General features: G+C 43.6%; 22 protein-coding genes and 7 pseudogenes. 7 read left to right on the forward strand and 22 right to left on the reverse strand.

Annotation, left to right across the window (positions count from 1 at the left end; translation table 11 throughout):
* Positions 1 to 193: 193 nt before the first annotated feature.
* Entirely contained in the window at positions 194 to 580 is a 387-nt protein-coding gene (gene ssb, locus JCM19037_RS03420; RefSeq protein WP_042397893.1) for a single-stranded DNA-binding protein, read from the reverse strand.
* 292 nt (positions 581 to 872) lie between these two features.
* Here ssb and galU point away from each other — a divergent pair, with 292 nt between their 5' ends.
* Complete coding sequence (gene galU / locus JCM19037_RS03425) at positions 873 to 1,742, forward strand: UTP--glucose-1-phosphate uridylyltransferase GalU (RefSeq protein ID WP_042397897.1); 870 nt, start codon at positions 873 to 875, stop codon at positions 1,740 to 1,742.
* Between the two features lie 458 nt (positions 1,743 to 2,200).
* Here the strand turns inward: galU and JCM19037_RS03430 are convergent, their stop codons facing one another.
* The 3 genes and pseudogenes from JCM19037_RS03430 to JCM19037_RS03440 all read right to left on the reverse strand — a co-directional run bounded on the left by JCM19037_RS03430 (position 2,201) and on the right by JCM19037_RS03440 (position 4,836).
* Positions 2,201 to 2,776: a DUF4956 domain-containing protein gene (locus JCM19037_RS03430; RefSeq protein WP_238544519.1), complete on the reverse strand. Its 576-nt coding sequence runs from the start codon at positions 2,774 to 2,776 to the stop codon at positions 2,201 to 2,203.
* A gap of 52 nt (positions 2,777 to 2,828) precedes the next feature.
* On the reverse strand, positions 2,829 to 3,602 hold the full coding sequence (locus tag JCM19037_RS03435) for a polyphosphate polymerase domain-containing protein (RefSeq protein ID WP_042397901.1): 774 nt from the start codon (positions 3,600 to 3,602) through the stop codon (positions 2,829 to 2,831).
* Positions 3,603 to 3,775: 173 nt separating this feature from the next.
* Positions 3,776 to 4,836: pseudogene (locus tag JCM19037_RS03440) on the reverse strand (glycosyltransferase family 4 protein).
* A gap of 253 nt (positions 4,837 to 5,089) precedes the next feature.
* Here JCM19037_RS03440 and JCM19037_RS03445 point away from each other — a divergent pair.
* The 3 genes and pseudogenes from JCM19037_RS03445 (at position 5,090) to JCM19037_RS03450 (ending at position 6,704) form a co-directional block, all read left to right on the forward strand.
* The gene (locus tag JCM19037_RS03445) at positions 5,090 to 5,308 is read left to right on the forward strand and encodes a hypothetical protein (protein ID WP_042397905.1); all 219 of its coding nucleotides are present in this window, start codon (positions 5,090 to 5,092) and stop codon (positions 5,306 to 5,308) included.
* A gap of 25 nt (positions 5,309 to 5,333) precedes the next feature.
* A complete protein-coding gene (locus tag JCM19037_RS25495; RefSeq protein WP_193744646.1) occupies positions 5,334 to 5,474 on the forward strand; it encodes a hypothetical protein in 141 nt (46 codons plus the stop codon).
* Between the two features lie 256 nt (positions 5,475 to 5,730).
* Positions 5,731 to 6,704, forward strand: a pseudogene (locus JCM19037_RS03450) (SpoIID/LytB domain-containing protein).
* A 64-nt stretch (positions 6,705 to 6,768) separates the two neighbouring features.
* Here the strand turns inward: JCM19037_RS03450 and JCM19037_RS23945 are convergent.
* The 12 genes and pseudogenes from JCM19037_RS23945 to JCM19037_RS03495 form a co-directional block, all read right to left on the reverse strand.
* On the reverse strand, positions 6,769 to 6,927 hold the full coding sequence (locus tag JCM19037_RS23945; RefSeq protein WP_193744158.1) for an S-layer homology domain-containing protein: 159 nt from the start codon (positions 6,925 to 6,927) through the stop codon (positions 6,769 to 6,771).
* The gene (locus JCM19037_RS03455) at positions 6,924 to 7,520 is read right to left on the reverse strand and encodes an S-layer homology domain-containing protein (RefSeq protein ID WP_042397910.1); all 597 of its coding nucleotides are present in this window, start codon (positions 7,518 to 7,520) and stop codon (positions 6,924 to 6,926) included. The genes JCM19037_RS23945 and JCM19037_RS03455 overlap by 4 nt, the downstream gene beginning before the upstream one ends.
* A 38-nt stretch (positions 7,521 to 7,558) precedes the next feature.
* Positions 7,559 to 8,053, reverse strand: coding sequence for a UDP binding domain-containing protein (locus tag JCM19037_RS26630; protein ID WP_373900329.1), 495 nt, complete (start codon positions 8,051 to 8,053; stop codon positions 7,559 to 7,561).
* A pseudogene (locus tag JCM19037_RS26635) lies at positions 8,051 to 8,865 on the reverse strand (UDP-glucose/GDP-mannose dehydrogenase family protein); the annotation flags it as partial. The pseudogene JCM19037_RS26635 and the gene JCM19037_RS26630, both read right to left, overlap by 3 nt.
* A pseudogene (gene murJ / locus JCM19037_RS03465) lies at positions 8,862 to 10,402 on the reverse strand (murein biosynthesis integral membrane protein MurJ). The pseudogenes murJ and JCM19037_RS26635, both read right to left, overlap by 4 nt.
* Before the next feature lie 24 nt (positions 10,403 to 10,426).
* Positions 10,427 to 10,906: a glycosyltransferase gene (locus JCM19037_RS03470; RefSeq protein WP_042397913.1), complete on the reverse strand. Its 480-nt coding sequence runs from the start codon at positions 10,904 to 10,906 to the stop codon at positions 10,427 to 10,429.
* On the reverse strand, positions 10,903 to 11,370 hold the full coding sequence (pssD, locus tag JCM19037_RS03475) for a PssD/Cps14F family polysaccharide biosynthesis glycosyltransferase (protein WP_042397915.1): 468 nt from the start codon (positions 11,368 to 11,370) through the stop codon (positions 10,903 to 10,905). Before pssD ends, JCM19037_RS03470 begins: the two co-directional genes overlap by 4 nt.
* Positions 11,367 to 11,896: pseudogene (locus JCM19037_RS29840) on the reverse strand (glycosyltransferase family 4 protein). Before JCM19037_RS29840 ends, pssD begins: the two are co-directional and overlap by 4 nt.
* Positions 11,896 to 12,453 carry a glycosyltransferase gene (locus tag JCM19037_RS21980; protein ID WP_052363502.1) on the reverse strand — a complete coding sequence of 186 codons (558 nt, stop codon included), beginning with the start codon at positions 12,451 to 12,453 and terminating at the stop codon, positions 11,896 to 11,898. The pseudogene JCM19037_RS29840 and the gene JCM19037_RS21980 overlap by 1 nt, the downstream one beginning before the upstream one ends.
* 5 nt (positions 12,454 to 12,458) lie before the next feature.
* Complete coding sequence (locus JCM19037_RS03485) at positions 12,459 to 12,836, reverse strand: hypothetical protein (RefSeq protein WP_042397918.1); 378 nt, start codon at positions 12,834 to 12,836, stop codon at positions 12,459 to 12,461.
* Positions 12,837 to 12,853: 17 nt separating this feature from the next.
* Positions 12,854 to 13,798 (reverse strand): hypothetical protein, encoded by a 945-nt coding sequence (locus JCM19037_RS03490; RefSeq protein ID WP_042397921.1) that lies wholly within the window; start codon positions 13,796 to 13,798, stop codon positions 12,854 to 12,856.
* Positions 13,795 to 14,976: a polysaccharide pyruvyl transferase family protein gene (locus JCM19037_RS03495; RefSeq protein ID WP_042397924.1), complete on the reverse strand. Its 1,182-nt coding sequence runs from the start codon at positions 14,974 to 14,976 to the stop codon at positions 13,795 to 13,797. Before JCM19037_RS03495 ends, JCM19037_RS03490 begins: the two co-directional genes overlap by 4 nt.
* A gap of 2,269 nt (positions 14,977 to 17,245) precedes the next feature.
* Between JCM19037_RS03495 and JCM19037_RS03505 the strand changes: the two genes are divergently transcribed.
* The 3 genes from JCM19037_RS03505 (at position 17,246) to JCM19037_RS29845 (ending at position 18,742) form a co-directional block, all read left to right on the forward strand.
* Positions 17,246 to 18,319 (forward strand): phosphodiester glycosidase family protein, encoded by a 1,074-nt coding sequence (locus tag JCM19037_RS03505; RefSeq protein ID WP_193744649.1) that lies wholly within the window; start codon positions 17,246 to 17,248, stop codon positions 18,317 to 18,319.
* 74 nt (positions 18,320 to 18,393) lie between these two features.
* Positions 18,394 to 18,654: an S-layer homology domain-containing protein gene (locus JCM19037_RS03510; RefSeq protein ID WP_042397932.1), complete on the forward strand. Its 261-nt coding sequence runs from the start codon at positions 18,394 to 18,396 to the stop codon at positions 18,652 to 18,654.
* Positions 18,623 to 18,742 (forward strand): S-layer homology domain-containing protein, encoded by a 120-nt coding sequence (locus tag JCM19037_RS29845; protein WP_081829023.1) that lies wholly within the window; start codon positions 18,623 to 18,625, stop codon positions 18,740 to 18,742. Before JCM19037_RS03510 ends, JCM19037_RS29845 begins: the two co-directional genes overlap by 32 nt.
* 57 nt (positions 18,743 to 18,799) lie before the next feature.
* On the opposite strand, the gene JCM19037_RS03515 is transcribed toward JCM19037_RS29845, so the two are convergent.
* The 6 genes and pseudogenes from JCM19037_RS03515 to secA2 all read right to left on the reverse strand — a co-directional run bounded on the left by JCM19037_RS03515 (position 18,800) and on the right by secA2 (position 25,140).
* Positions 18,800 to 19,147 carry a hypothetical protein gene (locus JCM19037_RS03515; protein WP_042397935.1) on the reverse strand — a complete coding sequence of 116 codons (348 nt, stop codon included), beginning with the start codon at positions 19,145 to 19,147 and terminating at the stop codon, positions 18,800 to 18,802.
* Between the two features lie 119 nt (positions 19,148 to 19,266).
* Positions 19,267 to 20,735 (reverse strand): annotated as a pseudogene (locus JCM19037_RS29850) (CotH kinase family protein).
* On the reverse strand, positions 20,618 to 21,574 hold the full coding sequence (locus JCM19037_RS03530; RefSeq protein WP_042397940.1) for a leucine-rich repeat domain-containing protein: 957 nt from the start codon (positions 21,572 to 21,574) through the stop codon (positions 20,618 to 20,620). Before JCM19037_RS03530 ends, JCM19037_RS29850 begins: the two are co-directional and overlap by 118 nt.
* An 11-nt stretch (positions 21,575 to 21,585) precedes the next feature.
* Positions 21,586 to 21,783 (reverse strand): hypothetical protein, encoded by a 198-nt coding sequence (locus tag JCM19037_RS03535; RefSeq protein ID WP_042397941.1) that lies wholly within the window; start codon positions 21,781 to 21,783, stop codon positions 21,586 to 21,588.
* A 72-nt stretch (positions 21,784 to 21,855) separates the two neighbouring features.
* Positions 21,856 to 22,773 carry an accessory Sec system S-layer assembly protein gene (locus JCM19037_RS03540; RefSeq protein ID WP_042397943.1) on the reverse strand — a complete coding sequence of 306 codons (918 nt, stop codon included), beginning with the start codon at positions 22,771 to 22,773 and terminating at the stop codon, positions 21,856 to 21,858.
* A pseudogene (gene secA2, locus JCM19037_RS28165) lies at positions 22,766 to 25,140 on the reverse strand (accessory Sec system translocase SecA2). Before secA2 ends, JCM19037_RS03540 begins: the two are co-directional and overlap by 8 nt.
* Positions 25,141 to 25,150 lie beyond the last annotated feature (10 nt).

Consider the following 25,150-nt stretch of genomic DNA (forward strand, 5'->3'; position numbering starts at 1 on the left):
GTTCAGGGACGGTGTACGAGCATTTGTGAAAATATGCCTACCTAGATTCATTGTAAGCGCTTTCTGTTATCGTTATTCACATATCGTACGAGTATTTGGGGGATAAATCTTGATGGAAGGTCTTGCTGTTTGAGAGAGTCAATGTGGGTTTCTAGTATCGGTCGTGGTAATACGATAGTGTGCAGTGTGGTCTTTATGAAGGTGTTGGTGTACTGGTTGTATCGTTCGTGGAGTGTTCAGTGCTCGAGCTCGTCGTAGCGGCCTGTAATTTGAGGAATCGAACATCATCTCCAATAATTTCAGTCACATACGTCCGCTCGTTTTGGTCATTGAGATAGTAGCGTGTTTGAATTCTTCCGGTGATTGACACCAACGCCCCTTTGTGACAGTAATTTGCGGTTGACTCAGCTTGTTTTCGCCAGATGATACATGGAACAAAGTCTGCATCAAATTCTCCTTGCGCATTTCGATAGCGGCGTTGAATGGCGAGGTGAAGTTTTACGTAAGCAACTCCAGAGTTTGTGAAGCGTAGTTGAGGATCTTTTGTAATCCTCCCAATGAGAGAGACTTGATTTAGCATCTTGGCTGCACCTCCTTTCATGGAAGTGAGTTGTAAGTGAGAAGCAAGGAATCAGACTGTTAAGTGTACCACCGAATCATGATTAATTCACTAGATATCCGGCATGTGAATCCTCCTTTCTGTATAATAGTACTGTATCATAAGTCCTAAGTATTATCTATCTAAATATTAAAATAATATAAAATATAATTCGACAATCACAGGCTGAATTGGTAATCTGCGGATGTTGTACAAGTGAGGCATATGATATACTGAAGATATTCGATGTTTGTTTTTTGGAAGGAGAATAATCTTGAAAGTAAAAAAGGCAGTCATTCCTGCAGCAGGTCTAGGAACGAGGTTTTTACCTGCAACGAAAGCACTTCCGAAAGAAATGCTACCCGTCGTTGATAAACCGACCATTCAATACATTGTAGAAGAAGCAATTGCTTCTGGAATTGAAGACATATTAATCATCAGTGGCCGTGGCAAACGTGCGATTGAAGACCACTTTGATGTTTCATACGAACTAGAACAGACGCTAGAGCGAACAGAGAAATGGGATCGTTTGGAAGAAGTCAAGAAAATATCTAACATGGCATCCATTCATTACGTACGTCAGAAAGAACCGAGAGGCTTAGGACACGCCATTGCCTGTGCAAGTACGTTTATTGGCAACGAGCCATTTGCTGTCATGCTCGGCGATGATATCGTTCGCTCCGATGTGCCATGCCTTAAGCAGTTAATGAACATCTACGAAGAAGAAGAGCGTTCTGTGCTCGGTGTTCAACAAGTTCCCGAGCACCGCGTTTCTAGCTACGGCATTGTATCTCCACAGTCCGATATCGATGAATCAGGCACAGTGCCTGTTCGTGATCTCGTTGAAAAGCCGGGACTAGAAGAAGCACCTTCTAATTTGGCAATCATGGGTCGTTACGTCCTTACGCCAGAGATCATGCCAATTCTTAAGACATTGCCACCTGGTGCGGGTAATGAAATTCAATTAACCGATGGCATTCGCAAGCTCATCAATGACCAAGACGTACTCGCGTATCACTTTGAAGGAACGCGCTACGATGTGGGTGATAAATTCGGATTTTTACAAGCGACCATTGACTTCGCCCTTGAAAGAGAAGACTATCGGTCCGACTTAACGTCGTATATACGTGAATTGAATCTATAACAAAGAAGCAGGTGAGGGAATCTTTATCCTTAGCCTGCTTTTTTTGCTTACGGTGTATTGTGATGAATCGAGAGAACTCCTACTATGGGATGGCTAAGGGTGATATTAATTTGTTTTCACGATAAGAAGTGGAGTGATGAATGTCGATATGCCATTACGGTTATGGGAGGATGTGTGCCTGCCCAAGCACCCCCTATTAGACCGTTATCTGGAATGATATTGCAAAAAATTTTTTCTAAATGAAGCAGACTAACGTAAAAAGTTTTGGGGTCGGTTTTATCGAGAAACAGCAACTGCGCATTGCACGTACAAAAAACGCGAAGTCTATACAGACTTCGCGTTTTGCCATCAATCGGGATTCGCCATGCCGATTGATACTTTTAAGTTGGCGTTTAATTGACGGATTGCGTCGATTAAGTCTTTATCGGATACATTGTCATTTGTCGTAATCATGTACGTCATTGGTACATCGTACCGAGGTTCGTCGTTTCAACATTTGTCAGCTTATAATCGTGCAAGTATTCATTAAAGGTTTCATCAAACACATTTTCGTAATGCATGTTTTCGGGGATGGTAATCCTCATGCGCTTTTGAACGGATTGGCCACCACCGTAGTCGATGACGTAAAGGAAGTAAATAATAACGCTCACTGTAATCGTAAACAATATGGCTAGTAAATAAAAGCCGAGCCCTGAAGCGATACCAGCTGCCATGCCGAAGAATATGAAGGCAATGTCTTTTGGATCATTCATCGCAGATCGGAAGCGAATAATGGAGAACGCGCCGACAAGACCAAATGCGACAGCTATGTTATTGCCAATCACGATCATAATTACAGAAACAACCATCGACATAATTACGATTGTATGTATAAATGATTGTGCGTACCGGGCACCTTTATGTGTTTTTTGGTAAAGGAATGTAATAATCATTGAAAGAACAAACGTCAATGATATAGCTAAAAAGCCGTCAACAATGGACGATTGTGTCGTCATATCGGTGAAGTTACGTAGTTCATCTAAAAAGCCTTCCATCTTCATTCTCCTTGATTAGTAGGATTACCATTACATGCAAATAGCTGGATGACTAGAAGCCAGAGCCAGCAGCGCTTGCAACTTGTGGGTTTATTGGTTGATAAGGTTTTATGAGTCCGTTCGCCATATCAATGCATGTGCAAAACTTGGACACAGATTTGCGCTCGCATTCATAATCACTGAGCATTCGTGAGAGCCAGTATGGAACGCTGTTCGAGACTTTGACTTCCATGATAACCATGTTTTGATCAACAAACAAATTACCGTCTGGACCGTCTTCAATACTCAAGTTATCATTTCTCGTCATGAGATTGAAATCAAATGTGACGCGTAAGTCCGGCTCATCGATTCCGGCGAGAGCTTGACGGTCGTAACTGACAACGACAGAGGGTTCTAATTCATACAACGAGCTAAACGCATTCACCTCTCCAAGAATTTGGCGGTTAGAAACGTTGTAATTAGCTTCATTTTTGGCGTTGTTATAAAAGAAATCGTACGCATCACTTAACGTAATTAACGTTCGCCGCTTATTCACAACTCGGTTGTATTTCTGCTTAATCTCTAGAAAAGATGTACTGTTCAAGTCAGACTCACCGTATACTCGCAGTCGAAGTTTCTGTCTGAAGTTTAAGTTGTTGCGGGTTTCATTGTATATCTTATCGTCTTTTGAATCAAAATACAGACTGACAATATTGTAACACCCGTTTTCATCTCCATAAGGGTCGAACTTCATTCGCTTCTGAAGTTGTTCGGTAACCTGCTCGTAAACATCGTAAGGAATTAAATATTTAAGCTCATAGCGTTGAAAGATTTCTAAAGCTTCCATCGTTCTTTACACCACCTTGCTACGCATACGTGTATAACCATAAGCATTTTAATATTATATCATTTCTTATATACTGTGTCTTAAAAATGATGAAATTAAGTTGCATTCAATAGCCCCTTCACTCGTCGACAGATAGCAAAGGGGCATACCTTTGTTACACGAATGAGAATCGCTTACCTTCGTGTTATATTATCTCCGATCTTCGTGAAGAACTTCATAAATGGCCGATATTCTTTACTCACGAGACCGACTTTCTCAGCGAATATTTCAATGCAGGTGAGTAAGGCTAATACGACGAGTACCGTCACCCAAAGCTCAGAGAGTGTTAACACGATGGCTGCAATGCCAAACAATGCACTCATCGCGTAAATTATTAATACGGTCTGTTTATGGCTGTAGCCTAAGTTTAATAAACAGTGATGCAGGTGAGACTTATCGGCAATTGACAATGGCTTCTTGTTAACAATTCGGCGTATGATAGCAAAGAGCGTGTCCGAAATGGGCACTGCTAACAAAATTGCTGGAATGAGCAAAGAGAACACCGTAATGTTTTTAAAGCCGAGCAGTGAAATGACTGAAATCATAAAGCCGAGAAATAAGGCGCCAGTGTCACCCATAAAGATCTTGGCTGGGTTAAAGTTGTGCACTAAAAACCCGAGCGTACTTCCGAGCATTACCGCTCCGAGTGCCATGACAAAAACGTTAGAGTCAATGATGGCAACAATCGTAATGGTCGCGAGTACGATCGAGGAGACACCGGCTGCCAATCCATCAAGACCGTCGATAAGATTAATGGCGTTTGTTACCCCAATAATCCAAAGCATTGTAAGCGGAATGCTGAGCCAACCGAGCTGCCATTGCATATCAAAAGGCAAGTTAATGAATTCAACATGAATGCCGCGATAACAACCGCGGAAGCGGCAGCAATTTGTCCGAGTAGTTTCCATTTAGCAGATAGTTCAAACAGGTCATCTAAAAATCCGGTAAGCGTAATAATAAACGCACCAATTAAAATAGGATAGAAAAATTCATGTGTATGTGCTTGAGGTATAAAAATTCCGGCAATAAAAGCAATAAAGATTGCCAAACCACCGATTCTAGCCATCACCTTTTGGTGTACTTTTCGGTCATTTGGCTGATCAGTTGCGCCGATTTTAATGGCAAACTTTTTTATGATGGGTGTCATGACAAGTGCAATAATAAAACAGACGACCAAAGAAATAGCTGTGATCATGGTTTGACCCTCCCTTATTACCTTTTCCCAAACCACAAGGCAACATATATAGTAAAAAACGGTATTTGTTTCGTTTGGTTACAACTGACAGACCCTTTCGAAATTATAGCATAGATTCTAAATCTACACGGTTGTTTTCACCAATTTACACAATACAGACACAATACCGAATCACACTATGAAAATATGAAACTATCTAACAGATAGGAAATTTGGTATAATTTTCATATCATTTAAGTTGGAGGTTTGTGACATGTTTAAGAAATTAGTTATCATCGCTGGCATCTTTGTCGCTGTGATCGCTTCTTCAGGACTACTATTAAAGAACGAATCGATTGCACAAGCACAACCTGTAGTCGCAAGTGTGGATTGGGTACTCGAGCAATTGGCGCCCTACAGTGATCGCATTTCAAGCCTTGAAGATGAGATTGATCGCCTTGAAGCCGAAGTGAATGAATTGAAAAATCGCTAGAAATGAGTGAAAGGAATCGATGAAAATGAAAGCCATATATCAATCATTGTTCGCGGTTTTATTCATTGTCTCAGGATTCATTCTACTTGAGACGAATGGCGCAGATGCAGCTGAATATCGTGATCCGATCAATGTCCGACTCGTCCTGATGATACGTTCACATTGACACCGGCAGGCTCTTATCGACTCGTTAATTTGGGAAATGGTCAATCGGTCTCTTACAGCGGTCCACTGCAGTTTCGCTATGCCAATTCCTCTGGGCAGGTTGGGGTACGTGATGCAAGAAGTGACAGTTACATATACTCGAGTAGAGGTTTCGTCTAGAAGAACGCTCACCAGGGTCTAGCAGTAATGATGTCACCGTAAATCGTGTACGCGCAGCAGGTAGCTCCTCTTATACGCAGAATACATACAGAGGAACAATGGAGGTTACTTCTCCTGGGAGTCATCGTGGTTTGCGGTTACACAATATCTTAGGGATCGATGACTATTTAAAGGGAGTTGTTCCACGTGAAATGAGTGGTGGCTGGCCTCTTGAGCACTTAAGGCCCAATCTGTCGCTGCTCGTAATTATGCGAAGTCAAATATGAACAGTAATGATTTCCTCGTTGATACAACGGTTCATCAAGTGTATGTAGGGAAAACCGGTGAACACCCGAATAGCAACCGTGCAGTGGACGAAACGAGAGGGATCTATGCCACCCATAACGGTTCATTAATCACCGCATTTTATCATTCAAGTTCAGGTGGTTATACAGACGACAGTGAAAACGTATGGTTAACTACAGTTCCGTACATTCGCGCCGTTGAAGACCCATACGATAATAATCCTGGGAATAGCAGACATACGTGGACGACGACGATGACCCGTTCAGATATCGGTGCCCATGTGTTCGGCAATGGCTGGACGGTAAGTGACTTAGAAGTTAATGAGAGAAGTGAAGCAGGCAGAGTGCAGAAACTTACGGTCGTTGGAGTCAACAACAATGGTCAAACCCGCACAAAAACGTTTCCTGAACGAGGGGGGCCAGACTCGATTCGAAGCGCACTTGGCCAATCATTAAACAGCACGAAGTTTGACATTCGTTTTCCTGACCAAGATGCCCAAGTGAGATTGCCTGGTGGCGGTACGACGTCCATTGATCTAAATGGGGCAAGTATGGCTTTGCCTAACAATGAGCAGATTAACTTGCATACGAACCACCTGTCTGTCCGGACAGCAAATGGCAGCCAAACGATCCAACCAAGTGGAGAGACGATTACATTTGAAGGTGGCGGTTGGGGCCATGGACTCGGAATGAGTCAGTGGGGAGCATTAACAATGGCACAACAAGGCTATTCATACGAAGATATTTTGCATCATTACTACACAAATATAAGAATCGAACGAAGATAGAGAATTAAAAAAAGCAGAACTTTTAGTGCGATTATCCCTCTAAAAGTTCTGCTTTTTACGTTCGTTAATTTCTGAATTCCTCATTGATTGTTCGTGCAATAAATACAGAGAATTGGGCCCGGTTTGTCGGGTGGTTTGGCCTGAAGTCTGTGTTCACTTGTGTCGTAATGCCACTGTCAGCAAGCTGGTTCACTTCTTCATACCCTGACGTGTTCTCGTTCATGTCTGTAAATGTATGACGAGTATCTGTCTTTGGGATCTCATCTGGGTAAGCGCGCACGAGGACACGTGCCATTTGCGAACGGGTGAGTGGGTTGCCTGGCTCATGATTCCGTCGTTACCCATCATAATTTCGTTGTATTCTACGATTCGAAGCGCTTCAAAGTTCTGGTGACTGGAACGTACATCAGTCGCTTGGAGTTCGTAATCATCTGGAGCTGTAAGGTCGAGTTGGCGCACGAGCATTGTGGCAGTTTGTCCACGTGTAATCTGGTTATACGGACGGAATGTGCCATCGGAATAACCATTGATAACGGACAAGCCGGTTAAGTATTCAATTTCTTCAAAGGCAAATAGGTCTGTTCGCACATCTGGAAACGAACGTCCCTCACTAAGTAATTCGATGTCCAAAGCCAGTCGTTCGGCGCGGTCCTCAGCTCCTGTGAGTTTTTCGTCTAGTTCGTTAATTTCCGATTCAACCCAGTCATCACCTGCGGCTTGCGGTTGCTCATCAGCAGTTGCACTTTCTCCGGAGCAAGCACTAACGAGTAGCAATCCACCGGTAAAAATTGTAAGTAAGCTTGTATAGCTTTTCATTGATTTCCCCTCCCACAAATATGTAGCAAGACTGCTGACTAGCTACGGCCAATGCCGTAGTAGTCAAAGCCTGCGTCCTTATAAGCTGCAAAGTCTAAAGCGTTTCTTCCATCAATGAGTACATTGCCTTGCATATGTGCGGTTAGTTGTGCGGGAGTGAGCGCTTTGTATTCATCCCATTCTGTAACGATAATAACGGCATCTGCACCTGTGTAGGCATCTTGAGCTGATGTAGCCAAGTGCACGGATCTTGGCAACAGCGGAGCCGCTGCTTCAATGGCGATCGGATCATGAGCACGAATGTGCGCGCCACGCTTCGTTAGGTCATGGATAATATCAATGCTTGGCGCGTCCCTCATATCATCAGTGTTAGGTTTAAAAGCAAGTCCTAAAACAGCGACCGTTTTTCCTTCAAGTTCCTCGTTAAAATGCGTATCTAAATGTTGAATCGGACGATGGCGTTGGCGGACGTTCACTTCGTCTGCAGCTTGCAACATGACAGGAACATAATCTCTTGCTCCGGCCATGTTCATCAATGCACGAACATCTTTTGGAAAACATGAACCTCCGTAACCAAGACCGGCATTAAGGAAATGAGGCTAATTCTTCGATCTGAACCGATGCCTCGGACGACATCGTCAATGTTCGCTCCGAGATGCTCACTAATATTTGCCATTTCATTAATGAAGGAAATCTTCGTCGCTAGAAATGAATTTGCGGCATACTTAATCATCTCTGCACTCGGTTCATCCGTTCGTACAATCTTGTCTCCAGATGCGAGTGGGAAGTGTAACGTCTCAAGTAGATCTGTCGCCCACTGCGAGGAAGATCCAATAACGATACGGTCTGGGTTCATTGTATCATAGACAGCTGAACCTTCTCGAAGAAATTCAGGAACAGAACAAACCGCTATATCCACATCGGCATTTTGTTCTAAGATGATCGTTTTGACCGATTGTGCTGTGCCGACAGGAACGGTTGATTTGTTTACGATGACGAACCGAGAATCGGTCGGGAGTGCTTCTCCAATTTCTTTCGCAACTTGGTGAACATAAGTTAAATCTGCAGAACCGTCTTCGGATTGAGGTGTACCGACAGCGATAATAATGATGTCACTGTTGTGGATATCTTCTTGTAAATCGGTCGTAAAAGAGAGGTTGCCACTCTGTATGTTTTTTTGTAGTAGTTCTTCAAGCCCTGGCTCGTAAATCGGGCTCTTGCCAGCTTGTAATTGTTGAACCTTTGTTTCCAGTTTGTCTACGCAAACGACAGTGTTCCCAAGTTCTGCAAAACACACGCCCGAAACGAGCCCTACATATCCGGTACCGATTATCGTTAGTTTCATCGGTCATCTCCTACTTTCCGTTGCAATAACTGTTGTAGTTCTTTTCGCTCACTAAATCGAAGGATGAAAAGCAGGGCGATGAAAAGCAGCACTGAACCAATCCCACCAACGACGAGTGAAACGAAAGGAAGGTCAAATGTGTATAGTTGTCTTAATCCGTAGAGAGCGCCGGCAATTAAGATTGTCATTAGCATCAACCGCATGAAACCTAAGCTTTGGTCTTTCCATTGCTCTTTGGATTTCTTCTGCCATTTTAGCACATAGCCAACACCGGCTAAAAGCAGAAGGAAATTCACCGCTGCACTGAGTGTCATCGCCCAGGCTAACCCTTCAGCCCCGTATGGCTCAATAAGCAAAAAGCTTAAGGATATGTTCAAACCTAATACAGAAATAAGGCTGACGACAAGCGGATAGATTGAACGCTCATATGCGTAATAAAACCTTGTAATATACACATTTGCAGCGTGAAAGAACATACCAATTACGAATATTTGTAGCAAAGGTACAGCGATGAGTGTGTTTTCCCGAGTGAAATCTTGGTATTCGAAAAACGTGATGAGAATTTCCTCTGCATAGAAAACGATAAAGACGGAGGCAGGTATGATGGCAAGCGCCATGAGACGTAACCCTTGTCCATGAATCTTTGAAACACTCTCATGCTCATTTGCGGCGACTTTACGCGCAAGCATTGGGAAGATAACAGCTGTGACGGCCATCATCAACACCGTTTGTGGTAATTGGACGAACTTTGACGTGATATTTAAAGCGGTTATGGTTCCTTCATCTAAATGGGCACCGAAAATTCGGTAGATCAGGAAATAAAGTTGTAACGTGGCGCCACCGAGCATGATCGGCACAGTCAGACGAAAGGTACGCCACACTTCAGGGGAGTGGCCGAGTGTCGGTTTAAAGGTGAAGAAACCTTTTCGATAATTGTAAACGACAAGAAAAATAAACATAAGAATGGCACTGATGAGCGCCCCGTAAGCATGGGCATAGGAGCCGGCCATCGGAAAGAAAATAAACGCTATCAACACAAACGATCCGTTCATGATTAGTGTTGACATTGCTGCAATTGAGAAGCGGTCGTTTACATTTAGAAGCCTTGCAGCCACATGGAAAGAATAAGGAAGATTGTGGCAGGTGCCATAATCGCAAATAGTGACACCGTAAGATCAATCGTCTCAGGTGCATCTCGGAATATGAACGGAATGATATCATTTGAGAAAAATACAAAGACGAGTGTCAAGATGATCATGGCAATTGATAACCAGCCGAACAAGTTTTGTAAGTATGTTTTCTTTTTTTCGGGGTCTTCGATTTTGCTATAAACAGAGACGAACGCACTCGTCAATGCTCCGCCGAGAACAATGTATAGAAAGTTAGGGATTGTATAGGCAGTCACGATGCTGTCCGCTTGAAAGCTAAAGCCGAATTGAAAACCGACGAGCATTTCACGGAAGTAACCAATCATACGTGATATGAGATTGATAATCGTTACTGCACCAATGATTGCTAAAAAGTGCTTTCCTTTCATTATTCTCAGCCTTTCCAGGTAAACTTATGCTTTGTTTTGGATGAAGGTACGAATCATATCAGCGATATGATCACGACCACTCGTAAAAGGTGCCGGTGTAAATCCTTCATTTGCCGTTAGTACGTCTTGGTGCAAATCACCACTTCCAATCACATGACCGGTAGAAACGAATTGCTCAACGATTTCAAGTTGATGATTGTCATTATGTTCACCATGTTCTTGTCGTCGTGGGACAGCAATGACCGGTTTTTGTTTCTTTACACCTGTAATAATCGAACCTGTTCCACCATGAGAGATGATCAACTTTGCTTCATCATAGAGCTTGTCCATTTCATCGTAACTAAAGAATGCCTGAGCATCTAAGTGTTGAAATGCTTGTGCAGGTGTATGGCCATTTTGGACGATGACCTTTTCATTGATGTCACCCGCTTCAACCATTTGATTTACATCGTTCAAAAGTCGCGTGAATGGGAGTTCTTGTGTACCTAAAACAACGAGTATCAATAGATGGACCCCCCGTAGACCGCTTTCGGATAATGTTTGAGCATCGATTCCCACTGAACGATAAATAAGTCAGAAATCGGATAGATCATCCTGCCGGCAAGCGTTGGAGAACTTGTCTTTGCGAAGCTTTCGATATAAATGATTCGCTTTCGAAAAAGCTTTGCAATGTAACACATCGGTACAGCCGTATGTGTTCCTGTCGTCACGACTGCATCAGGGCGGATTTTTAGAAAGAGCACGAGCGACTTGACGATGTTATACGAAAACTTAAATAGGTAACGAACAGGATAATTTCTCGCTCCATACACGAGGTAGGACATGTTTTCGTGTTCTTGTTGCAACGGCTTCGTAACTTCAGTTTTTTCCGTAATCACATGATAATCGTATTCTTTCATGAGTGGTTTTAACTGCATGAGCTGCGTTAAGTGACCGCCTACTGAAGATATAAAAAGAACTTTTTTCATTTTGATTTCCCCTCAGCAGTATCGTGATAGATGCGCGCGATCTGTTGAATGATGGCTTCTGAGTCATGTTGCTCTGCTTTTTTATATCCAGCAGCAATGAGGGTTTTACGTTCAGGTGAATCCATCATTGCTGAAGTAATCGCTGTAGCGAGCTGTTCGGGTTGCTTCGCTTCGACTAGAATACCAGCCCCCTCTGATAATAAAGAAGGTAGGCCTCCGACACGGCTAGCAACGACAGGTGTACCTGTTGCCATCGCTTCTAACGCGACGAGTCCAAATCCTTCAATGTGAGAAGCAATACAAACACGTCAGCGTGCGACATGAAATTGGCTAGTTCATCTTGCGTTTTTGTGCCGTGAAACGTTATCGCTTCAGTCGGTGCATCGGTTTTTTCTACAAGTGAATGCAAGTGGTTCTTATAGCTCTCTGTCCCATACGCACCGACGAGGTGGAGTCGAACAGATGGGTCGTTTTTGTATAGCAGATCAAAGCTTTCAATCAGTTCTTCTACTCCTTTTTGCCGGATTAAGTTCCCTGCAAAAGGATATGTTTATGACTTGAGTCAAATGGGGACGCTTCATTCGTTCGAGGATAGAACGTATGGCGGTTTACACCCATGTTCAGAAGAGAGACATTTGCGTCTCTTACTTCATACTCGTTCACGATTTCATCATATAAGGCCGGGCCAACCGCAATCACATGGGCAGCGTCTTGCAAAATCTTTTTCGTTTGTTTTTTGTAGAAGGGGCCTTTTTTAGCCATCTTGTTTAAGTCCCCACCGTGAACGGTCACAATGTAGGGTACTTTTCGAAGACGATAATACAGGCGAGCAAGCCCACCTGAAGGGAACGCATAATGGGCGTGAACAAGATCATAGCGGGTCGTAAAACGGCTCACTGTGCCTAAACCCCAACGCAAGTATTTTTTTAATACGTTCTTTTTGCCCGTCCGCGGATCCCGAATGGCTGCAACGGTGAACTCCATCTCTTCTGCTTGCAGCTGTTCAACTTGATTGCGTACAAAGATCCCAAAAGTAGGTGCGTGTTGACTCGGATACATATTGCTAATGAGAAGCACGCGCATCCGCCTTACACCTCCTCGGGTTGTTCGTGTTTGTTATTTTGATACCAGTTTAGAACAATACCTAAAAATAGCCAGAAGAAAATCGACAACGGGTGGTTTTCCCAAGCTGTGGACAGTGTCCCCATGAGCAAGAAAGCAATTCCGTACGTAATGACAAATACGGAGAGCCAACGTACAGCCGGGCTTGTGCTGTCTGACAACGAGAACATGAACCTGAAAATCTTCCAAAACAGGAAGAGGAACAGTACGGTACCAATAACGCCATACTCCACGAAGACCGCAAGTGCATTATTATCAACCGTCGTCATTAACACTGGCAGCATGTCATACATAAATGCGTGAAACGGGCTGTCAAACACAAATGCTGCGTTGCTACCAAACATCCCCGGTCCGACCCCAATTAGTGGCTGAACATGAAGACTTGCAAACCTGCAAGCATCATAAGTACACGGTAGTTTCTCGAAAAGTCGAACGTGTAGAAGTTCCGTTGAGCAAACCCTTCTAAAAATAGGAGAGCGAGACCATAACCAACAACAAATAATACGCCGAGACCGATGGAGACGATGAGCATAATGCGGAACGTCTTGTTGTGCCTGAATAAAAGTCCAATCAGCCCAAGACAACCGATGAGAGCTAGGAAAGCTTGTCTTGAGAATGTCAACGTAAGCGCGATAGCCATAATGGCAATCATACCAATGAAGATGGCTTTATGTTTTTTCGGTATTCCTGATCGATACATAAATAGGTAAAGGGCGATTAAGAGAATCGCAACAATTAGAAAACCAGCAAGGGTGTTACTGGAATCCATAAACCCAAAGGCTCGAATTTCCTCGCCTATGGCGACACTTCTTCGTTCTTCCATATTATGTAGTGGCAGTGGAATCCCTGCAATGACTTGAATAATCCCAACGATAGCTTGAATGAGTGCCATACCAATAATGGCGTAAAACAACGTTTTGACCCAGCGAAAAGGCACATCCAATAGTAGAATGATAATGACGAGCAAAACGAATTGAAAAAGAGCACGTAATCCGAAAATACCTTGAGCAAACGGTACGTTGTTCATAAACATACTTAAAAATGCAAACCCGACAAATAATAGGAAGCTAAAATTTATTGGGTTTTTTAATTTATGCCAGATGTTTTTGCGACCAAGGTCAGGGTGGAATAACACGTACCCGAGAATAAGAACGAGTAGTCCTTCACCGAAATAACCAACGATGCCTGGAAAGATGGACCATACTCTAGTGAATAAAAGGTTAATGGTTGTCCAAAGTACAAGGATTAGTACTCCGGTGAGCGCTAGCTGATTCGCTTTCTCTTTAGGGTATGCAAAGATGTTCATGAAGGTTGTCCACCATCACTTTCTTGACGATTTTTCTGGACTGGACCGGATGGTTGCAGTACTTCAATATTCTCTAAGCTTCGGAAGGCTTCGTGGTGAAGTTCTGCTGATTTCCTCGCAATTCTTGCTTGCGTGTCAGGCCATTGTTTTTGAAAGGTGTCAACGGCCTGTACGATTCCGTCTCCATGTTTACCAATCTGTAGACTGAAAGCTTCTTCGTTAATGGCCTCCATAAAGTGCCTTACTTTATGATGATATTCAACACCAATAACGGGTGTACCGACCGTTACTGACAAGATCAACGAGTGTAGGCGTGTGCCAATGACGATGTCTTGTTCTGACGATACGCGCATGATGTCGTCGGGGAGCAATTGACGGTCAATAATTTGCGCTTTTTCACGATGAGCCATTAATGCCTGGATGTCCTTACTCACTTCAGTATCTTGTGGATACTTTGTTGAGAAAAACGTCACTTCTGCTCGATGTTGTTCAATCAGTTGGTCTGCTGCATTAGCCATACCTCGAATGTATTGTTGGTATTTCTGTTCATCGTGAACAGGCCAGTATTGTTTGCTGTAATAAGGGGCAGCTGTAATTCCCACTTTAATAAGCTGCTCTGTTTGTTGACGTTTCGGTGGCATCGGAATTGCGAATGCAGGATCAGAAACCACTTCGATATCTCGTCTTCCTGAGACTTTTTCAATGAGTTGTTTGGACACATTATCTCGCACGCTCACCGCATCTGCCGCTTTTACGAGTCGACGCAAGAAAAAAGTACCAACACGTGTTCGAATTGGTCCAGCACCGACTGAATGGATGATTAATCGACATCCACACCGCTTTGCCATCGTTCCAAGAGAACTGTAGAGCGGAGCATCACGACGATACATGTCCATAAGTAGGCCGCCGCCACCGATGATGACAAGATCGAGCTCTTTCATCACTTTTTTTGCCTGCTTTAAAGTAGCACGTGCAGAGGGAAGAGCACTTCCTTTTTTAATGACTAGAGGAACGGCGCGAATATTATATTGTTTAGCAGTTTTGTTTGGATAATTACTGAAAACGACAACATTCTCCTTAGGTATGCCTATCACTTGCAATTGCGCTAAGATCCCTAATAGAATGGCTTCATCACCGTTGTTGTTATGTCCGTAATTTCCGATAATCCCGACTCTCATATATGGAAGCAGCGTCTCTATGTATAGAGAAGCACGCCTTTCACCTCACATAAACCAATCTCCATACTTGTTTAAGCAAACAAGCACAATGCTTTCATTATACACCGACACACACAAAATCGATAGATGCATTTTCAACGACATTTTGCCCCTTATGATGTAGTACGCTGTTATGAAAGAACCGTTACATTTATATAAAGAATGTAGTACGAACTTTCTCACGAGTAAACTGTCTATATAGAATGAACTTTAGATTTTCCTAATTTGCGCTGTTGAGTGTTGGGTTAGGGGGGAGCGCGGTGCTGGGTGCCATTTTGCGCGCTAGTTTACACTTTCTGCGCGCAAGTTTGCCTAGTTTAATGATTTCGGCGCTCATTCCGCTAAACTTGCGCACAGTTTCTTCCAACTGGAGCGCAGATCCAATGCCCATAAGCGAGCAACCTGTCGGCCCAACGGGACCGAAGCCAAACCGGTCTCCGTTCGGCGAGGCTCGCGCCGACAGCATGTTGGTACTTCGGGGTGGGTGTAGGCCAAAGAATCAACATAGCCGGAAGCCGATCACTGGAATTCCTAAGGAAAAGCGCATTACTTTCTAGTTTAGTCGTTCACGCAAATTTGTTCTGACCGATATGGGGTTTTCAGTTGCTTTATTTCAGTGCCCTTCTTCCGGCGCACGGCGTCTCATGGCGGCCCTTCTTCCGCAGGCGTCACCGCCTTTTGGCGCAATCAACGGTATTGTATAGACGACGTTGTTGAACAAGTGGTTTTCAATAAGGGGAGTGACGGCTATAGAACCAGTCATTGCTACATCTGCTATGAATCATGAACATACGTCTTCTATAATGCGTAATTTAGGACTTTAACGGTCGGTTTACCACTCGTTTTGAAGAAATTCTTTAGTTCAACTTATATAGAAGCTACGTTAAACATGCTCTTCTTAGGGGAGAGTGCATTTTCGACACGTGTTGAACTTTAGTTTTTTCCTTATTTGCGCTGTTCTTGCTCGCTCTCCAAACATAAGGGCGATATCATCTGTCGAAGATTACTAAATAAGGTAAATTAAAAACCGTATATCTCTGTTTCGCTTACTACAAATTGAAAATCCCACATAGCCCATGTCTATAATGGGAGTTTCATGAATGAGGAACCCTTTTTTTATGGAATTCTCACATAGAAAGGCTATATCCCCACATAGGCCGTTCAATGATGGAATCATTAACAATTGCAACGCTTTATGTTGTTGGAATCCTCACAAAGATCGGACCGGACCCGATGGTTCACATGTAACTTAGAGTGTGGGGCGCTTAAAGAGCTGAACCAATTGTCACATAAAAGAGTCATTGAGGATGACCACGCGCGCCCACGTCTCTGTACAAGTTGGCAAAATGCTATAAAATTCCCTACGACGTGGGGATAGAGGGAAGTTAAAAACTACACAAAAACCAGGGGATTTAAAGTTAGACTTCTTTAGTTCGGAATATTGTCGGAGTATTCTCCAAGTATTGACAGTTTGTGACATTTCACTTACGCTACATCTATAAAACTATGAAAAAGGAAGGTGGAAAAGTGTGAAGTCTAAATTGTTTCGATCTTTAGGAGTGTTTGCACTTGCTGCTCCACTTCTTGTGGCAGAAGCGAATGCGCAATCTCTATCACCTGGAGTTGAACATCACTCTAGCGGCAATAATCATCACCTTAAAGTAGATTTGAACGATCCCGACACACAGATGGGTGTATCGTATGCAGAGCCGATAAACCGCTTGAAAACGACGTTGCAACATGCAAAAGATTCATCTAGAGAAGGATTTGCAGTCATTGGCGGGGTCAATGCCTCTTTTTTTGAGATGAATGATACGAATCGTTTGCCGTTCAGTCTGATTACAGAACATAACCGAATTATTAATTATGGTACGGATTCACCAGATAGTAGCCATTATCGACAGCACCCAATTGTTTTTGGCGTTACGGAGGACGGAAAAGCAAGAATTGATCGATTTGATAGTGCCCTATCAGGAGATGGTGCAGGAAGGTCCCTTACAATACATAATATGAACGCGCAGCGTGCTGCAAATACACTAACGATGTACACTCCGCAGTTTGTAACTGAACGGAGTGGCACAAATGAATATGGGGTGGATGTCGTCATTCGCGGAGCCAATCAAGACACGTTAAACACGTTTGGCTTCGGCGACCGAATTGAGGCACAGTCGAAAGCATTCACTCGTATGGAGAACCTGGAAATCAACGGATTCCAAGCTCAGGCTTTATTTTGTCTGGCCATGGAAATGCTGCAGATCAGCTTCGCCATTTGGAGCCAGGGGATACAGTCTCTGTTGAAGCATCTGTTAACTCTACATGGAGAAATGCCGAACTGTTACTTGGTAGTGGTCCGCAACTCGTGCGAAACAGTCAAGTTGACATTAGTATGGATACGAATTCATGGCGGGCAAGAACTGCGACGCAACGCTCAGCTGTCGGTGTGAGTCGTGACGGTGATGAAGTATTTATGGTTACTGTTGACAATATGAATCTTATGGATCTTGCGCGGCATATGAGAGATCTTGGTGCTCACACAGCCCTTAATTTTGATGGTGGAGGTTCAACGACGCTCGTAGGTCTTGAGCAAGGGGATTTACGTGTGCTTAATTCATTGCCTGGTAGTCAGCGCTCGGTTCCGTCAACATTGCAAGTTGGGTTTACCGGTGACCGCAATACCCCTATTCAAGGAACAATTGACTTTGGTAGTGGGAATCAGTTTTTGATCGGTTCATCATTTACACCAGACGTATCTCTTCTTAATGCGCTTGGTGAAGCAGTGTCCACCCGAGCAGACTTGAATGTAAGCTCATCAATCGGAACAGTAGAAGGTGGTACAGTGCATGTCAATTCTGTAGCTAGCAGTGCGCGAATATTTGTTGAACATGGCGGCGAGGAATTATCGGGAAGAACCGTACGTTCAACGGATACTATTCATGATTGGGGAGTCCCAACAGAAATCACTGTCGGAGTGGACGAGCGTGTCGCATTAGATGTATCTCCAAAAGATGGTGAAGGCACAAGAATACGTCATGATGGTCTGGACGTTGAAAAAGAAGTTGTAGGGAATGTCGGGAGAATTGATAGCCGAGGTAGATTTGCTGCAACGAGACCTGGAGAAGGAGAGGTCACCATTACGATTGGAGAAGTTTCAACGACGATTCCGGTCGTTGTTGAAGAGCCCCAAGCTTTTGAATTCACAGATGTAAGCTCAAGTCACCCGAATAGAGAAGCCATATATTTCGGCGTAGATAGAGGCTTCTTCCAAGGCATTCAGATGGCACATTCCGTCCGAGCAATGATGTAGCCAGACAACAAATAGCTGCTGTTCTTGTAAGAGAGTTTGGCTTAGTCGGTGAAACAGCGCCAAACCCTGGGTACGTGGATGTACGTGAAAGTCACCCATCTTTTGGTGTGATTGCTATCGCTACAGAGCAAGGATGGATACAAGGCCGGTCTTCGACAAATGAATTTAATCCTGGCAACAATTTGACTCGTGGTCAAATGGCGTTGATTTTAACGCGTGCATATGGTCTAGAGCAGATGATACTGCGCAAGATTTTACAGACGTATCAAGCCGAGATCCTGAGCAACTGGAAGCCATTCGCGCTTGTCATCAGCAGGTATTACTACGGGCTATAGCGACGGCACATTCCGTCCAGGAGAGCCAATCTCTCGAGGTCACTTCGCTGAGTTTATGAAGAGGTTGCTTGATTATCAAGCCGAATAAATAATGATATAACGCTAGCAAAAAAGCTGCACAATCCATTTGGATGTGCACTTTTTGCTATTCGTCAATTGTAATTTGGCTTAAATAGATATTCCGATCGTGAGAAGCTGGGTTGTTCTCTTCATTAATCTCTATGGTGACAGTGTAGGTGTCGAATTCGAGATCCGACAGTTCAAACAGTTGTACATTTGTATCGGTAGAACCGTACGTGTTAACGGTATCGACTTCCTCGCCATTCACAGAGATGGTAGCTGTTCCGGCGTGTTGATCACGCACACCGTACCATTGAAAGCCAGTCCCTTGAAATTGGAAACTAACAGATTCACCAGGTTGTCTGGAGGTGAACGCAACATGATCGGTAATATCGTCACGGTCCGCCCTCTCCCATTGAGAACTAAACTGCAAGTAGCTGCTCGTTGCCGGTAGTTCGTCTCCAGGTTGGGCAATGCCTGTAACCGAATACTCATAAATGGCTAAGAGTTGTTCGTTTTCATCGTAAGCAGTTAGTGTTGTATCTCCTGGTTCTAAAGCATTGAATGAACTTCATCATCGACTTCAATGATGTCAGGTGATGAACTCATCCATGTGCTTGCGTTCGGTTGTTCAATCGTTCCACTTGTTTCTGTATCAATCGTTTCGTTGTCATAGGTTTCATAATGACTCACGGTAAATGATAATACGAGGAGCTCATTGTCGTTTTCATCAAAGAAGGAAACCTCAGCCGCTCCTTCATCTATCAAAATGATCTCATGGTCGTCTGTCACAGACGCAATATCTTCATCACTCGAGCTTGCATATGCGGTAGCGTCAGGAAAATGAACAGGAAGTTGTGTGTTTGTAAAGTATTGACCTGTCCAGCCTTCTTGCAGTTCTCCACCGTATTGTCCGGCAATTGACCAGTGATCAATGTTGCTACTTTCTACGGTCATTTGTGCATCGCCTTGCAATTCAAAATAGCTAATGAGATGCGAGCGTACATACTCAGGGCGTACGTCTTGGAAGTTTCTCAAACGTTCAACATGCAGCTCCCATTCTTCCATCGATGCCGGCTCGCCCCAACGGTCAATATGTGCTTGCATTTCTGGTTCAAGCTCAGTTTTCATCTCGTCAATGGTAGAAAGAACTCTGTTATCAGAGAAAATCGTGTTCGTATAATGTGCAAAACGCTGGATGAATTCATCTCTAAAAGATGGGTTGTCAAGCAATGAGCTGAACAAGGAGGTCGACCATTCAGGTGCTCCTTCGGTTGCCCAGTGCAGTGTATTATGAGCGAATGTATGTCCGGTAGCGGGTAAACCAAAACCAGAATCTGTGTCATACAATGCCCAACGCCATTTCCCTTCAGGCGTTCGCGCCACATGTTCACATTATTTTGTGGCCAATCCATATTTCCAAAATAGATTTGGGCGATATAGTAATCCAAAAAGTTATCCATGTCCATTTGATTAGAGACGACGGTAAAGTGTTCATCTTTTTCCATATCCTTCGTATCAACGTAATCAATGAGAGCCCGATAATCTCGGTTACCCCCTTCAACAACTTCCCCATTTCCTTCCAATAGGTCGAGGTCTTCTTCTTCGACATCGTGAGCGAAGCGGAAGTAGTGATTATCAAAACGTTCGCGTATGTTGAACACACCCCAGTTTTCACCATTCACGTATAGGTTGGTAGGCTGAGAGAGCTGGGTTTCCATGTTTAGATCACTTACAAGCTCTTGCATCATTGCATCACGGAAAAGTGTACGATTCCAATCTTGTCCTGAATTGCGTAGAATGAATCGATTAAAAGCGCCACGTTCACCTTCACCGAACAGTTCGTGGTTAAATCGTGCATTGCCATAATCTTCCCGAGCATAAAATCGTAGCGATTTGCGATCTACCGAACGTGAATGCCCACCGTGAATCCGGATGCCGGCGTGTTGAGACAAAACGGTTTTATCGTCTTCAAACATTTGCATAAATACCGGTCGTTCCCACTCCCGGCCGCTTTGCATATAATTGCCGGTCGGCTCAAGTGAGTCCGGATTGTAATAAACCCTCGTGTGTAGATTCCGTATTCTTCATCAAACAAATTGGCTCGATCAGTTGAGATGGAGATGATCGGCATTGAAGGTGACTCAGAAATGATGTACGATTGTCCGTACTCACGTGTTGCATCCTCATTGTTCGTGAACAACTGGGCACGAATCGTTGTACTATTTGCTACAGGTATTGGTGAGCTATACTCTTGATCTTCTGCCGTTACTTCGCTACCGTCAGTTGTGTAGCGGATTGTTCCGTCGGCCTCTCCTCGAGTGGACAGCTCAATATCTTGACGATCCTCATAAACGCCACCCGCTTCTGAAAAAACGATGCCATATTCAGGTCGAGGGATGTCAATATCTAGAATAAGATCATACACCTCTGATAATAGCATCGCATCTTCAAGCGGGTTGCCATTCACATACAAACGTTGTCGCAACTCCGGAAGATGGATTATGGGTTCAATAGAAGTTATTTCGTTATAGCGAGCATTGAGATCTTCTAATAACTCCATGTCTGAAAGAGGGCTCAAGTCTACAATTTGATTTTCGCGAATGTTTATGTTTACTAAATTTTCTAGCTCAGCTAATGGTTCAAGTGTTTGTATGTTGTTTTCTCTCAAGTTAATAGTGTGCAGTTGTGATAACTCTTCAAGGGGTGAGAGGTCATGCACTTGGTTGTTCCGTATATTCACTTGTTCTAGCGTGTCTATGGAACGAATAGATTCTAAATCACTAATCTTATTATCTGATAAATCAATTGTGGTGAGACGGTCTAACTGCTCAATTCCTTCGATGCTCTCAATTTGCATTCCAGAAGCATCTAGCTCGTTAACGTCTGAATCCTATCAACAGTCGGGGTTTCATGTTCCTCTAACTGTAGTTCTTGCTGAACAGCATGCAATAAGTTTGGATCTTTAATTGCGGTGTTTTGGCTTTCTGCTAGAAAGTAAGCAAACATCCATAACCCAAGTGAAAAGACAAATAACAACATAATAAAAAATATAGATTTTACGCGCATTTTTCCTCCTGATAGAACACAAGGCTGATGATTCATATCAGCCTTGTGTTGGATCATAGATCGGGTGGCTGTTTAAGAAGATTTAGGCATGTAAACTTTCCACTGATCAATTGAATATTCTTCTTTCTTTATCATCTTCTCAGGAAAAATAAAGACCCATGGCTTGCTTGTGTTCGCCTTTACTTTCAAGTCTTTTGGAGAAAAAACAGCTTTCGCTAATTCATCACCCGCAGCATCTTCTAACACGAGAGGTACCTTTTCTAAGTTGACGGTTTTTTCCGAACCATTCCGGATGAGAATGATGAGTTGAATGTCTCCATTGTCACGTTTGGCTGCCTTTAACCCGAGTAAGTTAACCTCTGTCGCTTTTGGTTTGTCTAGTCGCTCGACAAGTGATTCTAGATCTTGAATATCCTTACTCGGCAATGTTTTTTGCCACTTTTCGTCGAGGTCTAAAGAGTGTTTGCGTGCAGATGGCTTTAACTGAAAGACGACTTTCCATCCTTCTTCGGGTTTTTCCTCGATGTTTAGTTCATCTTTTGTAAACGGAATGACCCACGGGCGGCTGCTTTTTGGTGGGAGTTTACCGACTTCTTTTAGGCTCAGTGTTTTTCGACCCAGTACTTGGTCGTTCTGATCCAGTAGGGCGAGGGTAGTTTCTCCAAGCTCAATCGTTTTATTCATGCTATGACGAAAGAAAACAGTCGCATCAAGCCCCCAATCTTCACTATCTTTATCGTCCAGTTTAATGCCAGCAATAGATAGTTGATTTGGAAGTAGCGAATCACATTCTATGTTTAAAAACCGGAATGAATAGACGTCTTCTTGGGGGAGTTTCCAATCTGGGTGAATGGATAACTCTGTGTCAACGTGCGCAGTTGTTGTGTCTTCACCAGCCGCGTCTCCAGAAAAATAATCACCAGAAGCTACAGGTGTTTCACTGCCTTCCATTTTTACATCTGCATTTTTCTTAGAAAAAAAATTACGCATGGTTCTTCACTCCTTTAGTTACGGATGTTAACGGTCGTAAAATGCGTGCCAGATACATCGAAGCATCGCGCTCAATTTGGTCATACATTCGAGTAAACAATTCAAAGCCTTCTTTGTTATACGTGCGCAAAGGGTCTTCTTGACCGTAAGAGCGTAAGTTAATGCCTTCTTTTAGCTTGGCCATGTCTTCTAGCTGTTTTAACCAATAAGCGTCGATGACACTTAGCAGTACTTTCCGCGCTTGTGCTTGAACGCCACTTTTTTCTTTCAAAGGGTCTAAGATTTCTAGATAACGATCGAGCGCTTCATGTGTCGTCCGGTGAATGTCTTTCGCCTCTTCTACACCTGCGAATGTGTACTCAGACATGACGGGTACCATAACCGATAGCGTTTCTTTTAGTTGATCAAGGTGCCAGTTTTCAGGAACGTCATCCTCTGGGGTATGTTCAGTAATCAGTTTATCAGTGGCTGATGTTAAGCTTTCAATCCATAGAGAAAGAGGGTCGTCAGACGCCATCACTTTATCGCGCCACTCGTAAATAACTTTTCGTTGATCATAAATGACGTTATCCAATTTCAAGTTGTATTCACGAATCGAGAAGTTTCCTTGTTCGCTCATTTCTTGTGCTTTATCAATAATGATTTTTGCTTCTTTGTTTTTAACAACGCCGTCGTCGTCCATCTCGAGCGATGGATATAAGTCTTCAATGTCTTCGCGAGAAAAGCGTTGCACCATATCATCTTCTAGTGAAATGTATAGTTGCGTTTCTCCAGGGTCACCTTGCCTGCCAGAACGGCCTTTAAGTTGATTGTCAATACGTCGGCTGTCGTGACGCTCCGTTCCAAGAATAAAAAGGCCTCCGAGCTCTGCCACGCCCTCACCGAGCATAATGTCGGTGCCCCTTCCTGCCATGTTTGTTGCGATGGTCACTTGTTCTTTTTGGCCAGCAAGAGAAATGAGTTGTACTTCATTTTCCACGCTTTTCGCGTTGAGAAGTTCATATGGTATTTCTGCTCCATCTAGATAAGTAGCCACCGTCTCTGATTGAATGATGGAAGCTGTGCCTACAATAACAGGTTGACCCTTCTTATGAAGGGTTTTCACTTTTTCAGCGACTGCTCGGTATTTTTGATCAACGGTTGAAAACACAACGTCTTCGTGATCTTCCCGAATACGCAGACGATTTGGTGGTATTTGGATCACATCCATACCGTACAATTGTTGCATTTCTTCCTCTTCCGTTTTCGCGGTCCCGGTCATTCCTGACAAGGTAGTACATCCGGAAGTAGTTTTGAACGGTAATCGTCGCTTGAGTTTTATTCTCTTGCGTAATTTCCAAATCTTCTTTAGCTTCAATGGCTTGGTGAAGTCCTTCACCGAGGCTTCTACCTTCCATGATTCTTCCTGTAAACATATCAACGAGCTTGATTGCGCCCTCGTCAATAATGTAGTCAACATCTTTATGGAACATGACTTTTGCACGTAGTGCTTGAAGGACGAAATGGTAGAGCACATGGTGATCAAGGTCATACAGATTATCAATACCAAAAGCGCGTTCGACTTTCGTAATGCCTTGATCCGTAAGGTTTACTGAGCGAGCGATCCGATCATAGGAATAGTCTTTATCTTCTTTGAAAGAGCGTGCCATCCTGGCGCACACATAGTAAAGGTTCGGATGGACGATCGTTTTTCCGGCTATGACAAGGGGTGTTTTCGCTTCATCAATCAACACCGAGTCAATCTCGTCAATAATTGCGTAGTGGAAGGGACGCTGCACGCGCTCACTCGCTGAAGTCGCCATATTATCTCTTAAGTAATCAAAGCCGAATTCGCTTCCTACACCATACGTAATGTCGGCATTGTACGCCTCTTGTTTCCCTTCTGGTGCAAGTTGAGCATAATTTAGACCGACGGTCAGTCCGAGAAATTCATGAACTTGCCCGATCGTTTCAAAGTCACGTTTGGCTAAATAGTCATTTACGGTAATGACGTGTACGCCTTTGCCTTCAAGTGCACGTAAGTAGCTAGGAAGTGCCGCGACGAGCGTCTTCCCTTCACCTGTGCCCATCTCCGCGATATCGCCTTGACTAATGGCAATGCTCCGAAAAGTTGTACGTCAAAAGGGCGCATGCGAGAACGCGGTGGGCAGCTTCCCTTACGAGTGCAAATGCTTCAGCTGTCACATCTTCAATCGATGCCCCTTCTTGAACTCGATATCTAAGGTCATGACTCTTTTCCTTGAGTTCATCGTCGGTTAACGTTTGAAGACCCTCTTCCCGTGCATTAACATCTTCAGTAATCCGTTCGTATTTCTTTAATTGTTTTTGTTGATGGTCTGGCATGAATTTCTTGACGGTCTTAAACATATGAGGTCTC

Source organism: Geomicrobium sp. JCM 19037 (assembly GCF_000698105.1).
GTDB lineage: Bacteria > Bacillota > Bacilli > Bacillales > Marinococcaceae > Geomicrobium_A.

Excerpts from the sequence above, each read along its gene's own strand:
- ssb (WP_042397893.1), bottom strand. The coding sequence starts at position 580 with ATGCTAAATCAAGTCTCTCTCATTGGGAGGATTACAAAAGATCCTCAA.
- JCM19037_RS03430 (WP_238544519.1), bottom strand. The coding sequence starts at position 2,776 with ATGGAAGGCTTTTTAGATGAACTACGTAACTTCACCGATATGACGACA.
- JCM19037_RS03435 (WP_042397901.1), bottom strand. The coding sequence starts at position 3,602 with ATGGAAGCTTTAGAAATCTTTCAACGCTATGAGCTTAAATATTTAATT.
- JCM19037_RS03445 (WP_042397905.1), top strand. The coding sequence starts at position 5,090 with ATGTTTAAGAAATTAGTTATCATCGCTGGCATCTTTGTCGCTGTGATC.
- JCM19037_RS25495 (WP_193744646.1), top strand. The coding sequence starts at position 5,334 with ATGAAAGCCATATATCAATCATTGTTCGCGGTTTTATTCATTGTCTCA.
- JCM19037_RS23945 (WP_193744158.1), bottom strand. The coding sequence starts at position 6,927 with ATGAACGAGAACACGTCAGGGTATGAAGAAGTGAACCAGCTTGCTGAC.
- JCM19037_RS03455 (WP_042397910.1), bottom strand. The coding sequence starts at position 7,520 with ATGAAAAGCTATACAAGCTTACTTACAATTTTTACCGGTGGATTGCTA.
- JCM19037_RS26630 (WP_373900329.1), bottom strand. The coding sequence starts at position 8,053 with ATGAACATGGCCGGAGCAAGAGATTATGTTCCTGTCATGTTGCAAGCT.
- pssD (WP_042397915.1), bottom strand. The coding sequence starts at position 11,370 with ATGAAAAAAGTTCTTTTTATATCTTCAGTAGGCGGTCACTTAACGCAG.
- JCM19037_RS21980 (WP_052363502.1), bottom strand. The coding sequence starts at position 12,453 with ATGCGCGTGCTTCTCATTAGCAATATGTATCCGAGTCAACACGCACCT.
- JCM19037_RS03485 (WP_042397918.1), bottom strand. The coding sequence starts at position 12,836 with ATGTTTGGTAGCAACGCAGCATTTGTGTTTGACAGCCCGTTTCACGCA.
- JCM19037_RS03490 (WP_042397921.1), bottom strand. The coding sequence starts at position 13,798 with ATGAACATCTTTGCATACCCTAAAGAGAAAGCGAATCAGCTAGCGCTC.
- JCM19037_RS03495 (WP_042397924.1), bottom strand. The coding sequence starts at position 14,976 with ATGAGAGTCGGGATTATCGGAAATTACGGACATAACAACAACGGTGAT.
- JCM19037_RS03530 (WP_042397940.1), bottom strand. The coding sequence starts at position 21,574 with ATGCAAATTGAGAGCATCGAAGGAATTGAGCAGTTAGACCGTCTCACC.
- JCM19037_RS03535 (WP_042397941.1), bottom strand. The coding sequence starts at position 21,783 with ATGCGCGTAAAATCTATATTTTTTATTATGTTGTTATTTGTCTTTTCA.
- JCM19037_RS03540 (WP_042397943.1), bottom strand. The coding sequence starts at position 22,773 with ATGCGTAATTTTTTTTCTAAGAAAAATGCAGATGTAAAAATGGAAGGC.